Source organism: Actinacidiphila epipremni (assembly GCF_012034175.1).
Classification (GTDB): Bacteria; Actinomycetota; Actinomycetes; order Streptomycetales; family Streptomycetaceae; genus Actinacidiphila; species Actinacidiphila epipremni.
Genome location: NZ_JAATEJ010000008.1, coordinates 1 through 17,257, shown reverse-complemented (window position 1 = coordinate 17,257; position 17,257 = coordinate 1). Strand labels below are relative to the sequence as shown.

Annotated in this window: 11 protein-coding genes; 5 read left to right on the top strand and 6 right to left on the bottom strand. The window is 76.4% G+C overall.

Features of this window, described 5'->3' with window-relative positions; all coding sequences use genetic code 11:
- Positions 1 to 78 precede the first annotated feature (78 nt).
- Positions 79 to 1,905 (top strand): AMP-dependent synthetase/ligase, encoded by a 1,827-nt coding sequence (locus HCN08_RS12740; protein WP_167983135.1) that lies wholly within the window; start codon positions 79 to 81, stop codon positions 1,903 to 1,905.
- Here HCN08_RS12740 and HCN08_RS12735 read toward each other — a convergent pair.
- From HCN08_RS12735 to HCN08_RS12725, 3 genes are all read right to left on the bottom strand, one after another.
- Positions 1,893 to 3,956: a metallophosphoesterase gene (locus HCN08_RS12735; RefSeq protein WP_167983134.1), complete on the bottom strand. Its 2,064-nt coding sequence runs from the start codon at positions 3,954 to 3,956 to the stop codon at positions 1,893 to 1,895. The two genes, HCN08_RS12740 and HCN08_RS12735, sit on opposite strands and share 13 nt — an antisense overlap.
- A complete protein-coding gene (locus HCN08_RS12730; RefSeq protein WP_167983133.1) occupies positions 3,953 to 8,794 on the bottom strand; it encodes an FtsK/SpoIIIE domain-containing protein in 4,842 nt (1,613 codons plus the stop codon). Before HCN08_RS12730 ends, HCN08_RS12735 begins: the two co-directional genes overlap by 4 nt.
- Positions 8,795 to 8,858: 64 nt before the next feature.
- Positions 8,859 to 9,566 (bottom strand): SLATT domain-containing protein, encoded by a 708-nt coding sequence (locus HCN08_RS12725; RefSeq protein WP_167983132.1) that lies wholly within the window; start codon positions 9,564 to 9,566, stop codon positions 8,859 to 8,861.
- 198 nt (positions 9,567 to 9,764) lie between these two features.
- Here HCN08_RS12725 and HCN08_RS12720 point away from each other — a divergent pair, with 198 nt between their 5' ends.
- Together HCN08_RS12720 and HCN08_RS12715 are read left to right on the top strand one after the other, a co-directional pair.
- Positions 9,765 to 10,592: an aldo/keto reductase gene (locus HCN08_RS12720; protein ID WP_167983131.1), complete on the top strand. Its 828-nt coding sequence runs from the start codon at positions 9,765 to 9,767 to the stop codon at positions 10,590 to 10,592.
- An 80-nt stretch (positions 10,593 to 10,672) separates the two neighbouring features.
- Positions 10,673 to 11,410, top strand: coding sequence for a class I SAM-dependent methyltransferase (locus HCN08_RS12715; protein WP_167983130.1), 738 nt, complete (start codon positions 10,673 to 10,675; stop codon positions 11,408 to 11,410).
- 12 nt (positions 11,411 to 11,422) lie between these two features.
- Here HCN08_RS12715 and HCN08_RS12710 read toward each other — a convergent pair whose 3' ends face one another.
- Both HCN08_RS12710 and HCN08_RS12705 read right to left on the bottom strand, forming a co-directional pair.
- Positions 11,423 to 12,220, bottom strand: coding sequence for an ATP-dependent Clp protease ATP-binding subunit (locus tag HCN08_RS12710; RefSeq protein WP_167983129.1), 798 nt, complete (start codon positions 12,218 to 12,220; stop codon positions 11,423 to 11,425).
- 89 nt (positions 12,221 to 12,309) lie between these two features.
- Entirely contained in the window at positions 12,310 to 14,484 is a 2,175-nt protein-coding gene (locus HCN08_RS12705) for a phage holin family protein (protein ID WP_167983128.1), read from the bottom strand.
- Between the two features lie 104 nt (positions 14,485 to 14,588).
- On the opposite strand from HCN08_RS12705, the gene HCN08_RS12700 reads away from it, so the two are divergent.
- Both HCN08_RS12700 and HCN08_RS12695 read left to right on the top strand, forming a co-directional pair.
- Positions 14,589 to 15,380 carry an MBL fold metallo-hydrolase gene (locus tag HCN08_RS12700; RefSeq protein ID WP_167983127.1) on the top strand — a complete coding sequence of 264 codons (792 nt, stop codon included), beginning with the start codon at positions 14,589 to 14,591 and terminating at the stop codon, positions 15,378 to 15,380.
- Positions 15,377 to 16,000: a DedA family protein gene (locus HCN08_RS12695; RefSeq protein WP_407648751.1), complete on the top strand. Its 624-nt coding sequence runs from the start codon at positions 15,377 to 15,379 to the stop codon at positions 15,998 to 16,000. Before HCN08_RS12700 ends, HCN08_RS12695 begins: the two co-directional genes overlap by 4 nt.
- Before the next feature lie 69 nt (positions 16,001 to 16,069).
- On the opposite strand, the gene HCN08_RS12690 is transcribed toward HCN08_RS12695, so the two are convergent.
- Positions 16,070 to 17,086, bottom strand: a complete 1,017-nt coding sequence (locus HCN08_RS12690; protein WP_240970044.1) for an MBL fold metallo-hydrolase — start codon at positions 17,084 to 17,086, stop codon at positions 16,070 to 16,072.
- Between the last annotated feature and the right edge of the window lie 171 nt (positions 17,087 to 17,257).

The following is a 17,257-nucleotide window of genomic DNA, read 5'->3' as shown; positions in this document are numbered from 1 at the left end:
CACCTTTTCAGCCTCTCCCGCGGAACCTGTGGATCAGGTAACTTACGGCCGCACCGAGCGGCACTAGGAGAGCACCCGTTGCGTCAGTTCACCGTCCCCCCACTGGCCACAGCGCCTCAGGCCGGCGGTCTGGCGGACGCGGTCTTCCGCAACGCGGCGGAGCACCCCGGCGAGGTGGTGCTCTCGCGGGCCGACGCGCGGGGCGAGTGGCACGACGTGACCACCGAGGAGTTCCGCGACCAGGTGCTCGCGGTCGCCAAGGGCCTGCTGGCGCAGGGCATCCGGTTCGGCGACCGGGTCGCGATCATGTCCCGCACCCGCTACGAGTGGACGGTCTTCGACTTCGCCCTGTGGGCGGTGGGCGCCCAGCCGGTGCCGGTGTATCCCACCTCGTCGTCGGAGCAGGTGCGGTGGATGCTGCACGACTCGGAGGCGGTCGCCGCGGTCGTGGAGCACGAGGACCACGCGATGACGATCGGCGCGGCCGTCGACGAACTGCCGCGGCTGCACCGGCTGTGGCAGCTCGACGCGGGATGCGTGGACGAGCTCGCGCAGGCCGGCGCGCACCTCGGCGACGACGTCGTGGAGCGGCACCGGCTGGCGGTGACGCCCGGCGCGGTCGCGACCGTCATCTACACCTCCGGCACCACCGGCCGCCCCAAGGGCTGCGTGCTGACCCACGCCAACTTCATGGCCGAGACCGACAACGTCGTCGCCCGCTGGGAGCCGGTGTTCTCCAGCAAGCCGGGCGAGGAGCCCTCCACGCTGCTGTTCCTGCCGCTCGCGCACGTCTTCGGCCGGATGGTGGAGGTGGCGTGCGTACGGCACCGGATCCGGCTCGGCCACCAGCCCAGCATGACCGCCGCCGACCTGATCCCCTCGCTCGCCGGTTTCCGGCCGACGTTCGTGCTGGCGGTGCCGTACGTCTTCGAGAAGGTCTTCCAGGCCGCCCGGCGCACGGCGGAGGCGGGCGGCCGGCTCGCGCCGTTCGACAAGGCCGTCGAGGTCGCGGTGCGGCACGCCGAGGCGACCGAGGCGCGGGCCTTCGGGACCGGGCCCGGGCCGAGCGCGTCCTTGCGGATGCAGCACCAGCTGTACGAGAAGCTCGTCTACAGCAAGGTGCGCGGGGCGCTGGGCGGCCGGGTCCGGCACGCGATATCGGGCGGCTCGGCGATGGAGCGGCGGCTCGGGCTGTTCTTCTCCGGCGCGGGCGTGACGATCTACGAGGGCTACGGCCTGACGGAGACCACCGCGGCGGCGACCGCGAACCCGCCGGAGCAGACACGGTTCGGCACGGTGGGGCTGCCGGTGCCGGGCACGTCGGTGACGATCGCCGAGGACGGCGAGATCTGGCTGCGCGGCGGGCAGGTCTTCACGGGCTACCTCAACAACGCCAAGGCGACGGAGGAGGCACTGCGCGACGGCTGGCTGGCCACCGGTGACATCGGGGCGCTGGACGAGGACGGCTATCTGACCATCACCGGCCGCAAGAAGGAGATCCTGGTGACCAGCGGCGGCAAGAGCGTGTCGCCGGTCGCGCTGGAGGACCGGGTGCGGGCGCATCCGCTGGTGGGGCAGTGCGTGGTCGTCGGCAACGACCGGCCGTTCGTGGCGGCGCTGGTGACGCTGGACCAGGAGGCCGTCGTCCACTGGCTGGCGATGCGCGGCAAGCCGCGGCTGCCCACGACGGAGCTGGTGCACGACCCGGACCTGGAGACGGAGATACGGCGGGCGGTGGTCGCCGCGAACACGCTGGTCTCGCAGGCGGAGTCGATCCGCACCTTCCGGATACTGGCCGCGCAGTTCACCGAGGAGCGCGGGCTGCTGACGCCGTCGCTGAAGCTGAAGCGGCGGGCGATCGAGGCGGCGTACGCACGGGAGATCGAGGCGCTCTACCGGGCCTGACCCGGCACGTCCGCGCACAGCTCGGCGAGCGGGTGCTCCTGCGGGGCGCCGGGCCGGAAGGCGTGGACGGGACCGGGGGCCCACTGCCCGCCGTCGAGGCGGACGGTGCGGAAGGCCAGGGTGTGGGCGCCGCCCTCGCGGGCGACGAGGAGTTCGTTGTAGCCGTTGCGCTCCTCGGTGTCGCGGCTGGCGAGCGCCGGGGCGCCGGCGATGCGCAGCGTCCACGGCGGGCCGGCGTCCAGCAGCCGCTCGGCGGCGGCGAAGGCCAGATGGGTGTGGCCGTGCAGGACCAGGGACGCACGGGCCGTGGTCAGCGCGCGTTTGGCCTGCCCGGCGTTGACGACGCCGGAGTAGGGCGCGACCTCGACCGCCGGGACCGGCGAGAGCGGGTGGTGCAGCGCGGCGACGGTGACGTAGCCGGGTTCGGGCGCGAGCCGGTCGAGGACGCCGCGGGCGATGACGCCCGGGTCGTGCCGCTCGAAGTCCCGGACGACCGCGCCCACGTCGGCGCTCTCCTGCTCGCCCGCGGCCACGTACCGCGCCAGGAAGGCGGCCAGCCGCTCGCGGTCGGCGTCGTGGGCGGCCTCGCCGCCGGACTCGGCGCTGCCGAGCAGCGCGAAGCGCAGGCCCACGCCGGGGTACGTGATGTGCAGCCGGCGCTCGCGCGGGTCGGCGAGGTGCAGGTCGGGGTGCGGCAGGCCGGCGAAGGTGTCGGCGAACCACTGGTGCCGGGCCTGCGGGGACGGGTCGAGGGCGAGGTCCCAGGACACGTCGTGGTTGCCGCCGACCAGCAGCACGCGCGGGTCGCCGGTACGCAGGTCGCGGTGCGGGGCGAGCAGGCCGGCCAGCGCCGCGAGCCATGTACGGGCCTGCTCGCCGTGCGCGGCCGAGGGGCGGTCGACGAGGTCGCCGGTGACGACGACCAGGTGCGGGGCGCGGCCCTGCGCGGCGAGCTGGCGTACGTGGTCGAGGTAGCTGTCCAGCGCGGTGCCGGCGCCGGCGAGCGCGGCGATGGTGTGCCCGGCGGCGGTGCGGTCCTTGGTATCGACGGTGGCCGACAGCCGCCCGCCGTGGTGCAGGTCGGAGATGTGGTGGACCCGCAGCACCTCGGGCAGGTGGCGGCCGAGCACGGGGTCGTCGGCGAGCGAGGCGCGGGCGGCGGCGGGGGCTGGAACGGGGGCCTGGGCGGCGGGGGCTTGTGCGGCGGCCGGCGCGGCCCCGTACACGTACAGCGCGGCGTCGGCCGGGTCGAGGGCGACGGGCAGGCCCGCGGTGTGCCAGCGGGCGGCGCGCAGGGCGGCGCGGTGCTGCTCGGCGAGGCCGTTGCCGAACCACTGGGCGATGTATTCGTGCCGGTCCTCGGCCTCCTCCGCCGCCGCGCTCAGCACCGCGTCGAGGTCGGCCCGCAGGTCGGGGTGCTCCTCGGCGGCGTGCAGGGCGAGTTCCAGCAGGAAGGGGGTGTGCAGCCAGCCCGGCTCGGCCGCGGCGATCCGCCGTACCAGCTCCGGCGCCCACTGCGGGGCCCGGGCCGCCATCCGCGCGCACTCGGCGGCGTCCAGGACGGGCGGGCGCAGGACGTCCTTGCGTACGTCGGGGCCGAGGTGCGGGACGAGCAGCTTGCTCTCGGCGGGGGTGGCGAGCACCAGGGCGGTGGCGCCGGTGTCCTCGACGCGGTGCAGGCCGGCGGCGAGCACGGCCGGGTCGACGCCGGGGCCGCCGGGCCGGGCGAGCGCGGGCTCGTCGACGATGACGAGCTGGCCGGCCGCGACCGGCGGGGCGGTCTTGCCGCCGGTCAGGCAGCCGAGCTTGGTCTTGCGCACCGACGCCGACGAGCGCAGGTCGACCTGGACGGTACGGCCGGCGGGGCGGGCGCCGGCGATGCCGTGCGCGAGCCAGGTCTTGCCGGCCCGGCGCGGCATGACGACCAGCCAGGCCGCGCTGTTGGGCGCGGCGCCCTCGGCGGCGGGCCGGATCCAGCTGGGCAGCCGCCCGCCGCCGAGTCTGACGTCGAGGTCGGCGCGGTAGGACTGGCTCGGCCGGAAGACGCTCATGCAGGTAACTCCCCGTCACGCAAAGAGATCTCGTTCCTGGCGATCCACGCCAGCAGCGGCCGGTCGTCCAGCCACACCTCGCCGGGCCGCAGCAGCCCGACGTCCCGCAGGTCCTGGCGCTGCGCCGGGGTCGCGGCGCCCGGCATCTGCCCGGGCTCGGCCAGCAGCGCGGCCCGCCCGGCCGGGCCGATCTCGGCCCAGCGGGACGCGAAGTGCTGCGACCACTCGTCGAGCAGCCGCCGCTCGATGAGCGCGTGCAGCGCGTCCGTACCGGTCAGCGGGCCAAGGTCGTTGCCCTGCACGGCCCGTACGACGGCGTCGCCGGCCACCTGGAGGTAGAAGGGCCAGCTGCCGACGTGGCGCACGATCGCGGCGGCCACGGTGCCGCGGTCCAGGGCGACGCCCAGGTTGGCGGCGGTGCCGGACAGGAAGTCCAGCGCGGCCTCCTCGTCCAGCGGCCCGAGCAGCCGGGCGTTGACGTCGTTGCCGAAGCTGGAGCCCGGCGCGGTCAGGGCGCGCCGCACGACGGTGCGCCAGTCCTTCTCGGTGCCGGTGTAGAGCAGCCACGCGCCGGCCTGCCCGAGGTCGCGCAGCCAGGACACGGCGACCGGGTCGTACCCGGCGAGCCGCCCCACCTCGTCCAGCAGGAAGACCAGCCGCCCCGCGTGGGCGCCGGCCGCCTTGTCCAGCAGCGCCTCGGCGGGCCCGGCGGTGTCGCGCACACCGCGGTCGAGGAGGCCGGCGAGGGCGTCGGGGCTGTCGACCGGGGCGCTGGGCGGCGGCACCGTCAGCCGGTGGACGTCATGCCGGCCGCCGTCGGCGGCCAGCCGCCGCGACAGCTCCTCCAGCACCCAGGTCTTGCCGGCCCGGCGCGGTCCGAGCAGCGCGGCGCAGGCGCCGGTGGACTGCCGGTCGCGCAGCCATGCCAGGACGTCCTCGCGGCCGACCGGGCGGCCCTTGCCGGGCCCGACGTGGAACTGCTCGGCGGCGCGCGGCGCGTCGTCGATGGTGAACGGCCTGCGCGCATCCGGTACGTGCGCGTCGCGCTCGCGCAGCCCGGCGGCGAGCCGGTCCAGCGCGTCGCTCTGCCCGCGCGAGGTGAGGTCGCCGTCGACCAGGGCGATCTGCAGCTCGACGGAGCTGAACGCGCGCAGCGCCCGGCCCGGTGCGAGGTGGCCCTGCGGCGGATCGACGCCGAGGGCGCGGTAGTCGGCGGGGTCCCGGCGGTCCAGCACCAGGTGCTCGGTGGCCAGGGCGGCCGTGTCGGGGTCCAGGCCGCCGGCCGCGTCGGCGGTGAGCACCACCCGGATGCCGGCCGGGCCGCCGTCGCGCATCAGCCGCCGCAGGTCGTCGGGCAGCCGCTCGCCGCCGCCGTGCTCGGCGAGCTCGCGCAGCGCCTCCCAGCGGTCCAGCAGCAGCACCAGGTACGGCAGCCGGCGGGCGGCGGGCGCGGCCTGCCGCTGGGCGGCGACGTCGCTGAAGCCGCCCTCGGCGAGCAGCTGCTGGCGGGTGTAGAGGGCGGCGGTGAGCCGGCTGACCAGCCGGGCCAGGTGGTCGGCCCGGCCGCGGGTGACGACGGTGCCGCAGTGCGGCAGCCCGCCGAGCGCCTGGAGGGCGCCGTTGCCGCAGTCGATGCCGAACAGGTGGACGTCCGCGGTGCCGTGCCGGACGGCGAGCGCCGCCGCCAGGGTGCGCAGGAACTGCGACTTGCCGCTGCGCGGCCCGCCGGTCGCGGCGAGCGCCCCTTCGCCCGCGAGGTCGAACAGCGCGGGCTGCCGGCCGATCTCGTCGGCCAGCTCCTCCACGCCGTACGCGACCGGTGCGAGGTCGTGCGGCGGCGCGGCGGGGGCGGGCAGGGCGGATGCCTCGGAGAGGGTGAGGACGCTCGGGAGCGGTTCCGGCAGCGGCCCGGGGACGGCGTGCACGCCGAGGGTTTCGGCGGCTGCGGCGACCGCCTGGACCAGCGGGCCGAGGTGGCTGCGCATCGGGCCGGCGTCCGCGGGCCCCGGGTCGCGGTCGCCGTCGAGTTCGCGGATCGTGACCGGCCGGCCGGCGGCCCGCGGGTCGTCGTACGCGTACGGGGCGGCGGCCTGGAACTCCGTCAGCTCCTGCGCGCCAGTGCGGACGAAGGCCCGGCCGGGGGTGGTGCGGGCGATCGCGGCGGCGTCGGGGGCGTCGATGACGTCGGCGCTCTCGGCGGCGGAGCCGAGCCGCAGGGCGATACGCAGGTGGGTGTCGGCCCGGATCTCGGGGGCGAGGACGCCGGAGGGCCGCTGGGTCGCCAGCAGCAGGTGCACGCCGAGCGAGCGCCCGCGCCGGGCGATGCGGACCAGCCCCGGCACGAACTGCGGCAGGTCGCGGGCGAGGGTCGCCAGCTCCGCGACGACCAGCACGAGCCGGGGCAGCGGCGGCAGGCTGCGGCGGGCGCGCAGCTCCTGGTAGTCGTCGATGTCCTTGGTCCCGCTCGCGGTGAGCTGTGCCTCGCGGACCCGCAGCGCCGCCGAGAGCCGGTCCAGCACCCGGTCGGCCTCGCGGGCGTCCAGGTCGGTGACCAGCCGGGTGACGTGCGGCAGGTCGGCGGCGGGCCCGAAGGCGGCGCCGCCCTGGTAGTCGAAGAGCACGAAGCTCAGCTCGTCGGGCCGGTTGGCCACCCCGAGCGAGACCGTCCACGTCCGCAGGAAGTCGGCAAGACCCGAGTCCCGGCCGCCCGCGACCAGGGCGTGCGGGCCGTGCAGCCGCAGGTCCAGCTCGAACGGCGACGCGGCGGCCTGCCCCACCACCGCGGCCGTCGAGCGCGGCACCGCCGACCAGCGCGCGACGATCGGCGCCGGGTCGCCGGGCTCCTCCAGGCCGAGCAGTTCGGGCAGCGGCAGCGCCGCGAGGTCCCGGGCGTGCCGTACGGCGTCGGCGTCCCGCAGCGGGGCCAGCGCCCGGGCCGGCCCCTCGCACCAGCCGGCCGGCGGCAGGTCGGGTACGAACGGGTACGGTGCCGCGTCGCCCGCGGTGATCGTGGGGGCGCTGCCGTCGCCGAGGTCGATGATGTGGCGGCATTCCGGGGGGAGTTGCCGCGTCTCCGCGGCCAGGCAGAGGACGTGGACGCCGGCTGCGGGGCCTTCCTTGAGCAGCCGGCCGATACCGGGCAGCACCCGCAGCCGCCGAATCCCGTCCAGGACCAGCAGGACGGCGGGGCCGTGGTGGCGGTGGGCGGTGGTGGGCTCCGATTCGATGAGGTCGAGGAACGTCAGCGCCTCCCGCCTCGGATCGAGGGTCACCGCGTCGGGGGCGGCGGCGAGGTTCTCGGACGGGACGGCGCCGGCCCTCTCCGTGCTGTCCAGCAGCGCCTGCCGGTATCTGCGGCCGTCGAAGTCGAACAGGGGCGGGGAGGGCTGCAGCGCCTGCCCGGCTTCCGCCTCCCGGATGCGGCGCGACGCCGCCTCGGCCGCGCTCTGCCGGTCGCCCACCAATTGGAGCAGCCGGTCGATCTGCCGGGCGATGGACGTCGGGTCGGCGTGCACGCGGGCGGCCTTGCCCTCGTCGAGCGCGGCGGAGGAGTGCGGCAGCCACCGCACCCACCGCCACTGCCCGGCGCCTTCCGGGTCGGTGACGACGCGCAGGGTGACGTGCTCGGGGCTGTGGTGGAGCGCGGCCTGGAGCGCGAACCAGCCGGCGAGGCGGCGCGGCAGGTCGCCGGTGCCGACGACGCCGGTCACGCCGGTCCGCGGCAGCACGGCGACCGCCGGGGCGGCGAAGTCGCCCAGTGCGACGGCCCCCTCGTTCTGCGGGAAGCCGGGCCGCTCGCTGCCCGGGGGCATCGCGGTGCGCAGGCCGCAGCGCAGGGCGAGGAAGTCCGCGTCGGCGGGGCGGCGCTGCCACAGCCGGCCGCGCTGCCAGGCGGCCAGCCGGGCGGCGGTGCCGGGCCCGGGGTAGGTGTCGGCCGCCTGGTCCACGGCGGTGGCCGCGAGGCCGGCCAGCGGCCGGATGCCGCCCTCCGGCTGCGGCCACAGCAGCGGCACATTCTCCAGCGCCCGCAGCGCGAGCCGCGCCTGTTGCTGCTCGGTGCGCTCCATCCGGTGGACGCGGCGGGTGATCTCGCCGTGCCACCAGCGGTCACGCGTGCTTGCCGAGGACGGGAAGTCGGCCGGGACGCCCTCGGCGAGCGGCCGGGACTGCGGGCGGGTCCGCGGGTCGAGCAGCAGCGTGCCGTGCTCGCCCGGCGGCAGCACCTCGGGCTCGGGGACCTCGTGGACGGTCCACCGCAGCACGCTGCGGCCCACCGTGAGCAGTGCTCCCTCGCCCCACAGGAACGCCCGGGTCCCGTTGCGCACGCCGGGCACCGAGGGCGTCCCGGTGATCCTGCGGACTTTCAGGTCGCCGGAGTCCGCCATCTCGACGCGCACCGCGTCGCCGGGGGCGAGCCGTTCGGTGAACAGCTCGACGAAGCGGCCCGGCTCCCAGCGCAGCACCGCCTTGCTGCCGGCCGCCTCGCCGGCGACGACGCACACCTCGACGTGCCGGGTGCCGTCGCTCTTCGGGTACGTCAGCGGGCTCGGCTCCTCCGGCGGGGGCACCGTGACGGCCAGGCCGAGGCGTACCCCGTCCCGTAACGGCGACTCGGCGAGCGTCAGGTCGGGCGGGAGCCAGTCGCCGCCGGCGCTGAGCCGGGGGGCGTGGATGCCGTCGTGCTGGTCGTACGCGGCGAACGGCGGCTCGCGCCACAGGCCGTGCCACTCGCGGTCGCACGCGACGGCCAGGTCCCACATCGTCAGGGACTCCGGTGCGGTCAGCTCGACGTCGTGCTCGGCGCCGCGCGCGGTCACCACGGTGAGGATCCTGCTCATCGGGCCGCCGCCCCCTTCCCGCCGCTGCCGGCCCCCGGTCGGGCCGTCCGTCCGCCCCGCACGTTCAGCGTTCCACCCCGGGCAGGGCGCCCTGGCCGTGCAGCTGGCTGAGGGTGGAGGTGAAGTCGGCCTGCCAGTCGGCGGTCTCGCCCTCGATGTGGCCGCGTACCGCCCCGGCGAGGCGGGCGATCAGGGCGAGTTGCCGCTCCAGCTCCTGCCGGTCCAGCGGCAGCCGCGGGTCGTCCGAGCCGGGTCCTGCGCGCAGCACGTCGGCGGCCCACTCCAGGCGTACCGCGTTGAGCTCGGTGCGCAGGGCGTGGGCGACGGAGATGTCCCGCATCCAGGCGGCGGACAGGCCGAAGAAGTGGTCAAAGCCCTTGCAGCCGGCGGCGACGGCGAGCAGCACGTACCCCCAGCCCTGCCCCGAGCCGCCGGAGGCGGCGGTGCCGAGCGGGACGGCGGTGCCGGCGACGGCGAAGGCGATCGCGAGGCCCTGGAGCAGCCGGGAGCCGATGCGCTTGAGGCGCTTGTCGTGCAGGTACCAGTCGATGGCGGCCTCGGCGTCGCGCTCGGCCCACTGCCGCAGCAGGGCCAGCGTCTCGCGCTGCGCCGCCGGGTCGGAGGCCGCTCCGGGCGGCACGGCGGGGAAGGGCTGGGCTTGCAGGTCCCTGGGCCGCCGGTCGCGCCGTCGTCCCGTGCCGCCGCTGACCGGTGTGCCGCTGACCGGTGTGCCGCCGCCGCCCGGCGTGGTCGGCGCGTCGTGGCCCGCCATCGCTCCCGCTCCCCTCACTGCCCGGGCCCGCGCCCGCCCCCCGTTGCGGGTGAGGCTATCGGCTGGGGTTCCCGCCGGGCGCGGGAATGCGCCGATCGGGGGCCGGGTTGTCACTCGCCGTGCGCCGCGCAAGCGGAACGCGCACGTCCAAGTGCAGGTCCCGCACAACCCTCCGTCACAAGGAAGGCCCGACCGCTCGTGAGCAAGGTCCCCGCCATCACCCTCAACAACGGCGTCCTGATGCCGCAGCTCGGCTTCGGCGTCTGGCAGGTGCCGGACGACGAGGCGACCGCCGCCGTCGCCACCGCCCTGGAAGCCGGCTACCGCAGCATCGACACCGCCGCGGTCTACGCGAACGAGGAGGGCACGGGCCGGGCCCTGGCCGCCTCCGGGCTGCCGCGCGAGGAGCTGTTCGTCACCACCAAGCTGTGGAACACCGACCAGGGGTACGACGCGGCGCTGCGCGCCTTCGACCTGTCGCTGTCCAAGCTGGGCCTGGACTTCGTCGACCTCTACCTGATCCACTGGCCGCAGCCGCGGCGGGACGCGTATACGGAGACCTGGCGCGCCCTGGAGCGGATCGCGGCCGAGGGCCGGGCCCGGGCGATCGGGGTGTCCAACTTCCAGCCGGCGCACCTGCGGCGCCTGGTGGCCGGCTCCGAGGTGGTGCCGGCGGTCAACCAGGTGGAGCTGCACCCGTGGCTGGCGCAGGCCGGACTGCGCGCGGTGCACGCCGAGTTGGGCATCGCCACCGAGGCGTGGTCACCGCTCGGCCAGGGCAAGGGCCTGCTGGACGAGCCCGTGATCGGGAAGATCGCCGCCCGGCACGGCAGGACCCCGGCGCAGGTGGTGCTGCGCTGGCACCTCCAGCTCGGCAACGTCGTCATCCCCAAGTCCGTGACGCCGTCCCGGATCCGGGAGAACGCCGACGTCCTCGGTTTTGAGCTGGCCGCGCAGGACCTGGCGGAGCTCGCCGCGCTGGACGACGGCACGCGGCTGGGCCCGGACCCGGACACCTTCGGCTGAGTCGCACGCACCCCGTACGTAACAAGGCGGCAAGGCCCCGGGCAGGCTGCCGTTCACCGATGCCGTCTAGCATCGACCGCATGCTGGACTACGACGTGGAGGCGGCGCGCTACGACGCGACGCGCGGCGGGGTGCCGCGGGCGTGTGCGGCGGCGCGGGCCGTGCTCGCGCTCGTGCCCGGGCGGGCCCGCACCCTGCTGGACGTGGGGTGCGGTACGGGCCTGGTGACCGAGCGGCTGGACCGCCCGGGCTTGCGGGTGTTCGGGGTGGACGCGTCGGCCGGGATGGCCCGGAAGGCGGCCGAGCGGGTCGGCGCCGGCACGGTGGTGCTGGGCAACTGCCACCGGCTGCCGTTCGCCGACGAGTCGCTGGACGCGGTGGCCGCGGTATGGCTGCTGCATCTGCTGCCGGACGCGCCGACGGTGGTCGCGGAGTGCGCGCGGGTGCTGCGGCCCGGCGGGGTCTTCGTGACCACCGTCGACAAGGACGCGGGGCATGACGTGGGCAGCGACGTCGACCAGTTGCTCGCCCCGTACCGGGTGCGGCACCGGGCGTACGACGCGGCGACGCGGGTGCTGGCGGTGGCCAGCGAGCACGGGCTGAGCCGGGCCGGCGAGGCGCGTTTCACCGGCCACGGCCAGGGCAAGTCGCCGGCGGTCACCGCCGGGGACGTGACGCGCGGCTACTTCGCCTCGGCGCTGGAGCTGGACGAGGACCAGCGGGCGGTGCTGGCCGGCCGGCTGGCGGAGCTGCCCGATGGCGACGTCCCGCGCGGCGACCCGGTCTACCGGCTGCTGGCGCTGCGCAAGACCGGCTGAGCGTACGGCCGTTCAGCCGGCCGCGGGCGGCTCGGCTCCCTTGGCGGGGTCGCCGCCGTCCGCCGGGCCGGCCGGGTCGGGCTTCGCCGGCTCCGCCTTCCATGAGATCCGGGAGAGCGTCTCCAGGACCCATTCCTCCACTCCCCGGTGGGTGACGCCGAGGCCGGTGAGGGCGCGGGCTGCCGGGTCCTGGTCGTCGCTGAGGACGCCGAGCAGGATGTGCTCGGTGCCGATGTAGTTGTGGCCCAGCCGCAGGGCCTCGCGCAGCACGAGTTGCAGGGTCTTCTTCGCGGCGGCGCTGACCGGGAGGTTCCCGGCGAGCGGTTCCGGCTCGGCGCCGGGCGTCGTGACGGCCTGCCGTACCGCCGCGGGTGTCGTGCCCAGCGCGGCCAGGGCGTGCATGGCCAGGGTGTCGGGCTGGGCGAGCAGTCCGAGCGCCAGGTGCTCGGGCTCGATCGTGCCGTGCCGGCCGGCCCTGGCCTCCTCCTGCGCGGCGGAGACGGCGGTGCGGGCGCGCGGGGTGAAGCGCTCGAAGCTCGCCTCCACGAGGTCGAAGTCCTCCGGGCCCTTGGGCACGAAGCGCTTCTGCGCGGCCTGCTTGGTGACCCCCATGTGCCGCCCGATCTCCGTCCACGACGCGCCGGCCCGGCGGGCCTGGTCGACGAAGTGCCCGATGAGGTGGTCGGCGACGTCGTCCAGGTGCGCGGCGACGGAGACGGCGTGTTCGAGGTGCTGGAGCGGGTCGCTGCCGGGGTGCTGCTCCTTGACGAAGTCGATGAGGTCGTCGAGTCGTACCGGGTGCTTGTCCATGCGTCAACGATAGGTTGACGATCGGACATCGTCAACCCCGAGTTGACGATCACGGGGCATGCGGATCCACCGGCGGTACGCAGGCGGGCTCAGGAGCGGGCGGTGGCGTCCGGGGTGCGCGGGGACGGCAGGTGCGGGCGCCGCCGGTCCTCCGCCGCGGGCGGCATGCCGGGCTCGGGTGCGAGCCAGGTGTGGAAGACCGCGTGGATCGCCTCCGCGCCGACCAGCGGGGCGGGCGGAAGCGGCAGCTCGGCGGGGGCGAGCAGGAAGGGGTGGGACTGCGGGCCGCCCAGGCCGCCGTGCGAGCCGGCCTGCTCCTCGAAGGCGTGGACGGCGCCGGTCGCCGGGTCCACCGCGGAGTTGACCATCAGGTCGGCGGTGTGCGGGAAGCCGTCCGTGCGCAGCACCGCGGCGGCGGCGCCGGGGCCGAAGGGGGCCAGCGGGTCGGGGGCGGTGACGCGGCCGGTGGACAGCTCGTGCTCGCCGCCGTCCCTGCCGAGCACCAGCGGGCCGCGCTCGGCGCTGCGGACCAGCACGAAGCCGATGCCCGGGTGCGCGCTGAGGGCCGGCAGCAGCCGCGGGGTGCGGCGGCGTATCTCCTCCAGCGTCGCCCGCCCTTCGATGCCGGGGAAGGAGACGAGCCCCAGATTGCCCGAGGCCAGCACGACCGGGTCGGAGGCGGGCCCCTCGCACGCCTCCTCCTCCGCCGCGCGCCGCCCGCGTTCGGGGCGGCGCAGCGCACTGCGGGCGGCGGCCCGCGCCTCGGCTCCGGTGCGCCGCCGCCGCTCCCGGCCGCCCGGCGGCAGCCCGCAGCCCTCGCGTACGAGCGCGCGCAGGGAGCTGCCGTACGCGTCCTCGAACGTCGCGCCGCCGCTCTGCCCGTGGTCGGACAGCAGCACGATGCGGTACGGGCGGGGCGCGTAGCGGGCGGCGTCGGCGATGAGCCGGACCGAGCGGTCCAGCCGGGTCAGGACCTGGTAGGCGTCACCGCTGTGCGGGCCCGAGTGGTGGGCGACCTCGTCGTACGCGACCAGGTCCGCGTAGACGGCGCTGCGCCCGGCGAGCATGTCCCCGACGACCGCGGCGACCGCGACGTCCCGCTCCACGACGGTGGCGAAGGCCCGCAGCACCGGGTAGAGGCCGCCGCGCTTGATACGGGGCCGGTCGCGGCGCAGCCGGGAGGCGGTGGACTGGCCGATCTCCCGGCCGACCTCGGCGACGAACGACCACGCGGTGCGTACCGCGTTGGCCGGGTCGGAGAAGTAGGCGAAGTAGCCGGAGCGGGACCGGCTGAACTTGCCGCGCTGCGCGGCGACCGACATCACCAGCGCGGACTGGTCGGCGCCGCCGGTGAACAGATTGCCGCGGCTGGCGCCGCCGCCGGCCAGCAGCCCCGGGCAGCCGGTGCGGGCGACGGCCCGGCGCTCCAGCTCGGCGGCGCTGGAGGGGCGGTTGCACACGACGACGTGCCCGGTCTCCTTCTCGTACCAGCGGAAGGCGGGGACGTCGTGATTGCTGCCGTGCAGGATCGCCAGCTGGCTCGCGCCGGTCTGGCTGCTCCAGTCGGTGCGCCAGGCCACCAGCCGGTGGGTGCCGTCGCCGAGCCAGCGGGCGAGCGTGGGCATCGCGGGCGGCCGGCCGGCCAGGGCCGAGCGCAGCACGTCGTGGCCGACACCGTCGAGTTGCAGGAAGACGGTGCCGGCCGTGGTGGGCGGCGGCGGGTCGCCGGCTCTGCGGCGGCGCCGGCCGGCCAGCCGGGCCAGCCGCCGCCCGTAGGCGGCGTCGTCGCGGACGGCGAGCGCGGTGCTGGTCGCCGAGGACGCCGCGGACATCACCGCGGCGATCACGACGGCGGTCGCGGGCGTGACCTCGCCGCGGCCGTCCGGGGTGAAGCGCAGCGCGACCAGCAGCAGGGAGCCGTTGAGGAAGAACACCAGCGCGCCCAGCACCAGCGCGGGCACCAGCAGCAGCGCCCTGACCAGCAGCGGCCACACCAGCGCGCTCAGCACGCCGAAGGCGCCGGCGCCGATCGCCGCGGTCACCGCGATCTGGGTGGGGCTGTCGCCGTTGGGGGCCTCGATGCGGAAGTCGGGCAGCAGCGCGGCCAGGACGGCGAGCGTCGCGGTGGCCACCGCCCACACCGCGAGCACGCGCCCGACGGCCAGCAGGGCCGGGTGCCCCGCGGCCCGTCTCCGTCTGGCTCCCGGCTGAGGCACGCCTCCACCCTGCCACACCCGGCCCCCCGGACCTGCGGCGGAGGGCATACCCTCGGGTACGGCGACGGGTTGCCGCGCTGGTGGGCGGTGCGGGCGGGCCGTGCGGGCGGTGGGTGCCGCGGGTCGCGCGGGTGAGCGGAAGGGCGCGTGGGGTGGAGATCACGTGGTGGGGGCACGCGACGGTGACCGTGCGGGACTCCGGGGTGCGGGTGCTGACCGATCCGGTGTTCGCCGGGCGGCTCGCGCATCTGCGGCGCCGCCGCGGTGCCGTACCGCCGCCGCAGGCCGCCGCGGCCGACGTGGTGCTGGTCTCGCATCTGCACGCCGACCACCTGCACGTCGGCTCGCTGGCCCGGCTCGCCCCCGGCACGCTCGTGCTGCTGCCGCGCGGCGCCCGGGCCGCGGTGCCGGCCCTTCGCCGGGTGCGCGACCGGCTGCGGCTGACCGAGGTCGCCGCCGGCGACACCGTGGACGTCGGGCCGCTGACCGTACGGGCGGTGCCGGCCGCGCACGACGGGCGGCGGGTGCCGTTCGGGCCGCAGCGGGCGCCGGCGCTCGGCTACGTCGTCGAGGGCGCGGCACGTACGTACTTCGCCGGGGACACCGGGCTGTTCGACGCCATGGCCGAGGAGGTCGGGGCGTGCGACGTGGCGCTGCTGCCGGTCGGCGGGTGGGGGCCGTTCCTCGGCCACGGCCACCTGGACGCCGGGCGGGCCGCGCAGGCGCTGGCCCGGCTCGCGCCGCGGGCGGCCGTGCCCGTGCACTACGGCACGTTCTGGCCGGTCGGCATGGACGCGGTGCGCCCGCACGAGTTCCACTCCCCCGGCGAGGACTTCGTACGGCTGGCCGCGCGCACCGCGCCGGGCGTCGCGGTGCACCGGCTCGCGCACGGGGAGTCCGTACGGCTGCCGGACGCCGCCGCCCGCCAGGAGGGCGCGCGGTGATCGCCTTCCTCACCTCGGCGGCGGCCAACCCGCCGCCGTCGGAGAGCACGCAGCAGGCGGTGGGCTACCCGTCGCTGTTCCTGCTCGTGGCGCTGGGCTCGCTGGTGCCGGTCGTGCCGACCGGTGCGATCGTCTCCAGCGCCGCGGTCGTCGCCCTCCACCAGACCGACCCCTTCGCGCTGCTCGGCGTCTTCTGCGTGGCCGCGTTCGCGGCGCTGCTCGGCGACGTGGGCCTGTACGTGCTGGGGCTGCGCGGCGTACGGTCGCGCGGCGGCTCGCGCTGGCTGCACCGGCTCCAGGAGCGGGCCGACGAGCGCACGCTGGCCACCGCGCAGCGGCGGCTCGACGAGCACGGGGCCGCGGTGCTGGTGCTCTCCCGGCTCATCCCGGCCGGGCGTATCCCGGTGATGGTCGCGTGCCTGCTCGCGGAGATGCCGCTGCGGCGGTTCGTACGCGGTGACGTGCCGGCGTGCCTGGCGTGGGCGGCGACGTATCAGCTCATCGGGATACTGGGCGGGGCGATCTTCCCCGAGCCGTGGCAGGGCGTGGTGCTGGCCGTGGGGCTGACCTTCGCGATCGCCGGGGTGCCGGCGCTGGCGCGGCGGCTGCGCAAGCCGTAAACCGGGCGGTGCTCGGGCTCGGGCGGTGCGCGGGCTCGGGCGGTGCGCCGGCTCAGGGCGTGCTCGGGCTCAGGGCGTGCTCGGGCTCAGGCGGCGGGAGGCGCCGATCGGGAGCGTCCAGAGCGCTTCGCGGGGCAGGCCCGCGGCGGCCCAGGCGGCGCGCAGCCGGGTCAGGGGCTCCAGCGGGGGCTCGCCCGAGAGCAGGAACGTCGCCCAGTGCATGGGCGCCATCGCGGCGGCGCCGAGGTCGAGGAAGGCCCGCACCGCCTCCTCCGGGTCGATGTGCACGGAGCGCAGCAGGCGGCGGGGCGCGTACGCCCCGATCGGCAGGAGGGCGAGGTCGATGCCCGGGTGGGCGCGGCCGATCTGCGTGAAGCACTCGCCGTAGCCGGTGTCGCCGGCGAAGTAGAGCTTCAGGCCGCCGGGTTCGGTGAGGACCCAGCCGCCCCACAGGGAGCGGCAGGTGTCGGTGAGGGAGCGCCGGCTCCAGTGGTGGGCGGGCACGAAGTCGAAGCGGACGCCGCTGATTTCGGTGGCCTCCCACCAGTCCAGTTCCGTCACGCGGGTGAAGCCGCGGCGGCGGCACCAGGGGGCGAGGCCGGCGGGGACGAGGAGGGTGGTGTCGCGGGGGAGGCGGCGCAGGGTCGGGGCGTCGAGGTGGTCGTAGTGGTTGTGGCTGATGACGACGGCGTCGATGGGGGGCAGGTCCTGCCAGGGGACGCCGACGGGGGTGATGCGGGCCGGGGTGGCGGGGATGCGGCGGGACCAGACGGGGTCGGTGAGGACGGTCAGGCCGCCGAGGCGGAGGATCCAGCTGGCGTGGCCGGCCCAGGTGAGGGCGATGGTGCCGGGGCGGGGGGCGGGGAGGGGGCCGGGGTGGACGGGGAGGAGGGGGATTTGGCGGAGGGTGTGGGCGGGGGGGCGGATGATGCATTCGCGGAGGGCGTGGAGGAGGGTGCGGAGGTTGGGGCGGGGGTCGGTGAGCCGGTCGGCGAATGTTTTGGGCCAGGCGCGGGGGGCTCCGCCGGGGGGGCGGGGGTCTGCTTTTGGCGGGGCGGCCTGGGTCCGTTCGCTCTGATCGGTCATCGGGGCTCCGGTTTTTCGGGGTGCGGGTGGTGCGGGTGCGGGTGGGCGCCTTCTGTCGGTGGGGTGGTCGGGTGCGCTCCGGGGGGTACCTCCTCGGACTGCGCACATCGACCTCGCTGCGTTTCCGGTGGCCTCTTGTCGTGCGCAGTCCTGCGGGGGCACCCCCCGGAT

Excerpts from the sequence above, each read along its gene's own strand:
- HCN08_RS12715 (WP_167983130.1), top strand. The coding sequence starts at position 10,673 with ATGCTGGACTACGACGTGGAGGCGGCGCGCTACGACGCGACGCGCGGC.
- HCN08_RS12725 (WP_167983132.1), bottom strand. The coding sequence starts at position 9,566 with ATGGCGGGCCACGACGCGCCGACCACGCCGGGCGGCGGCGGCACACCG.
- HCN08_RS12705 (WP_167983128.1), bottom strand. The coding sequence starts at position 14,484 with ATGCCCTCCGCCGCAGGTCCGGGGGGCCGGGTGTGGCAGGGTGGAGGC.
- HCN08_RS12690 (WP_240970044.1), bottom strand. The coding sequence starts at position 17,086 with ATGACCGATCAGAGCGAACGGACCCAGGCCGCCCCGCCAAAAGCAGAC.
- HCN08_RS12730 (WP_167983133.1), bottom strand. The coding sequence starts at position 8,794 with ATGAGCAGGATCCTCACCGTGGTGACCGCGCGCGGCGCCGAGCACGAC.
- HCN08_RS12735 (WP_167983134.1), bottom strand. The coding sequence starts at position 3,956 with ATGAGCGTCTTCCGGCCGAGCCAGTCCTACCGCGCCGACCTCGACGTC.
- HCN08_RS12710 (WP_167983129.1), bottom strand. The coding sequence starts at position 12,220 with ATGGACAAGCACCCGGTACGACTCGACGACCTCATCGACTTCGTCAAG.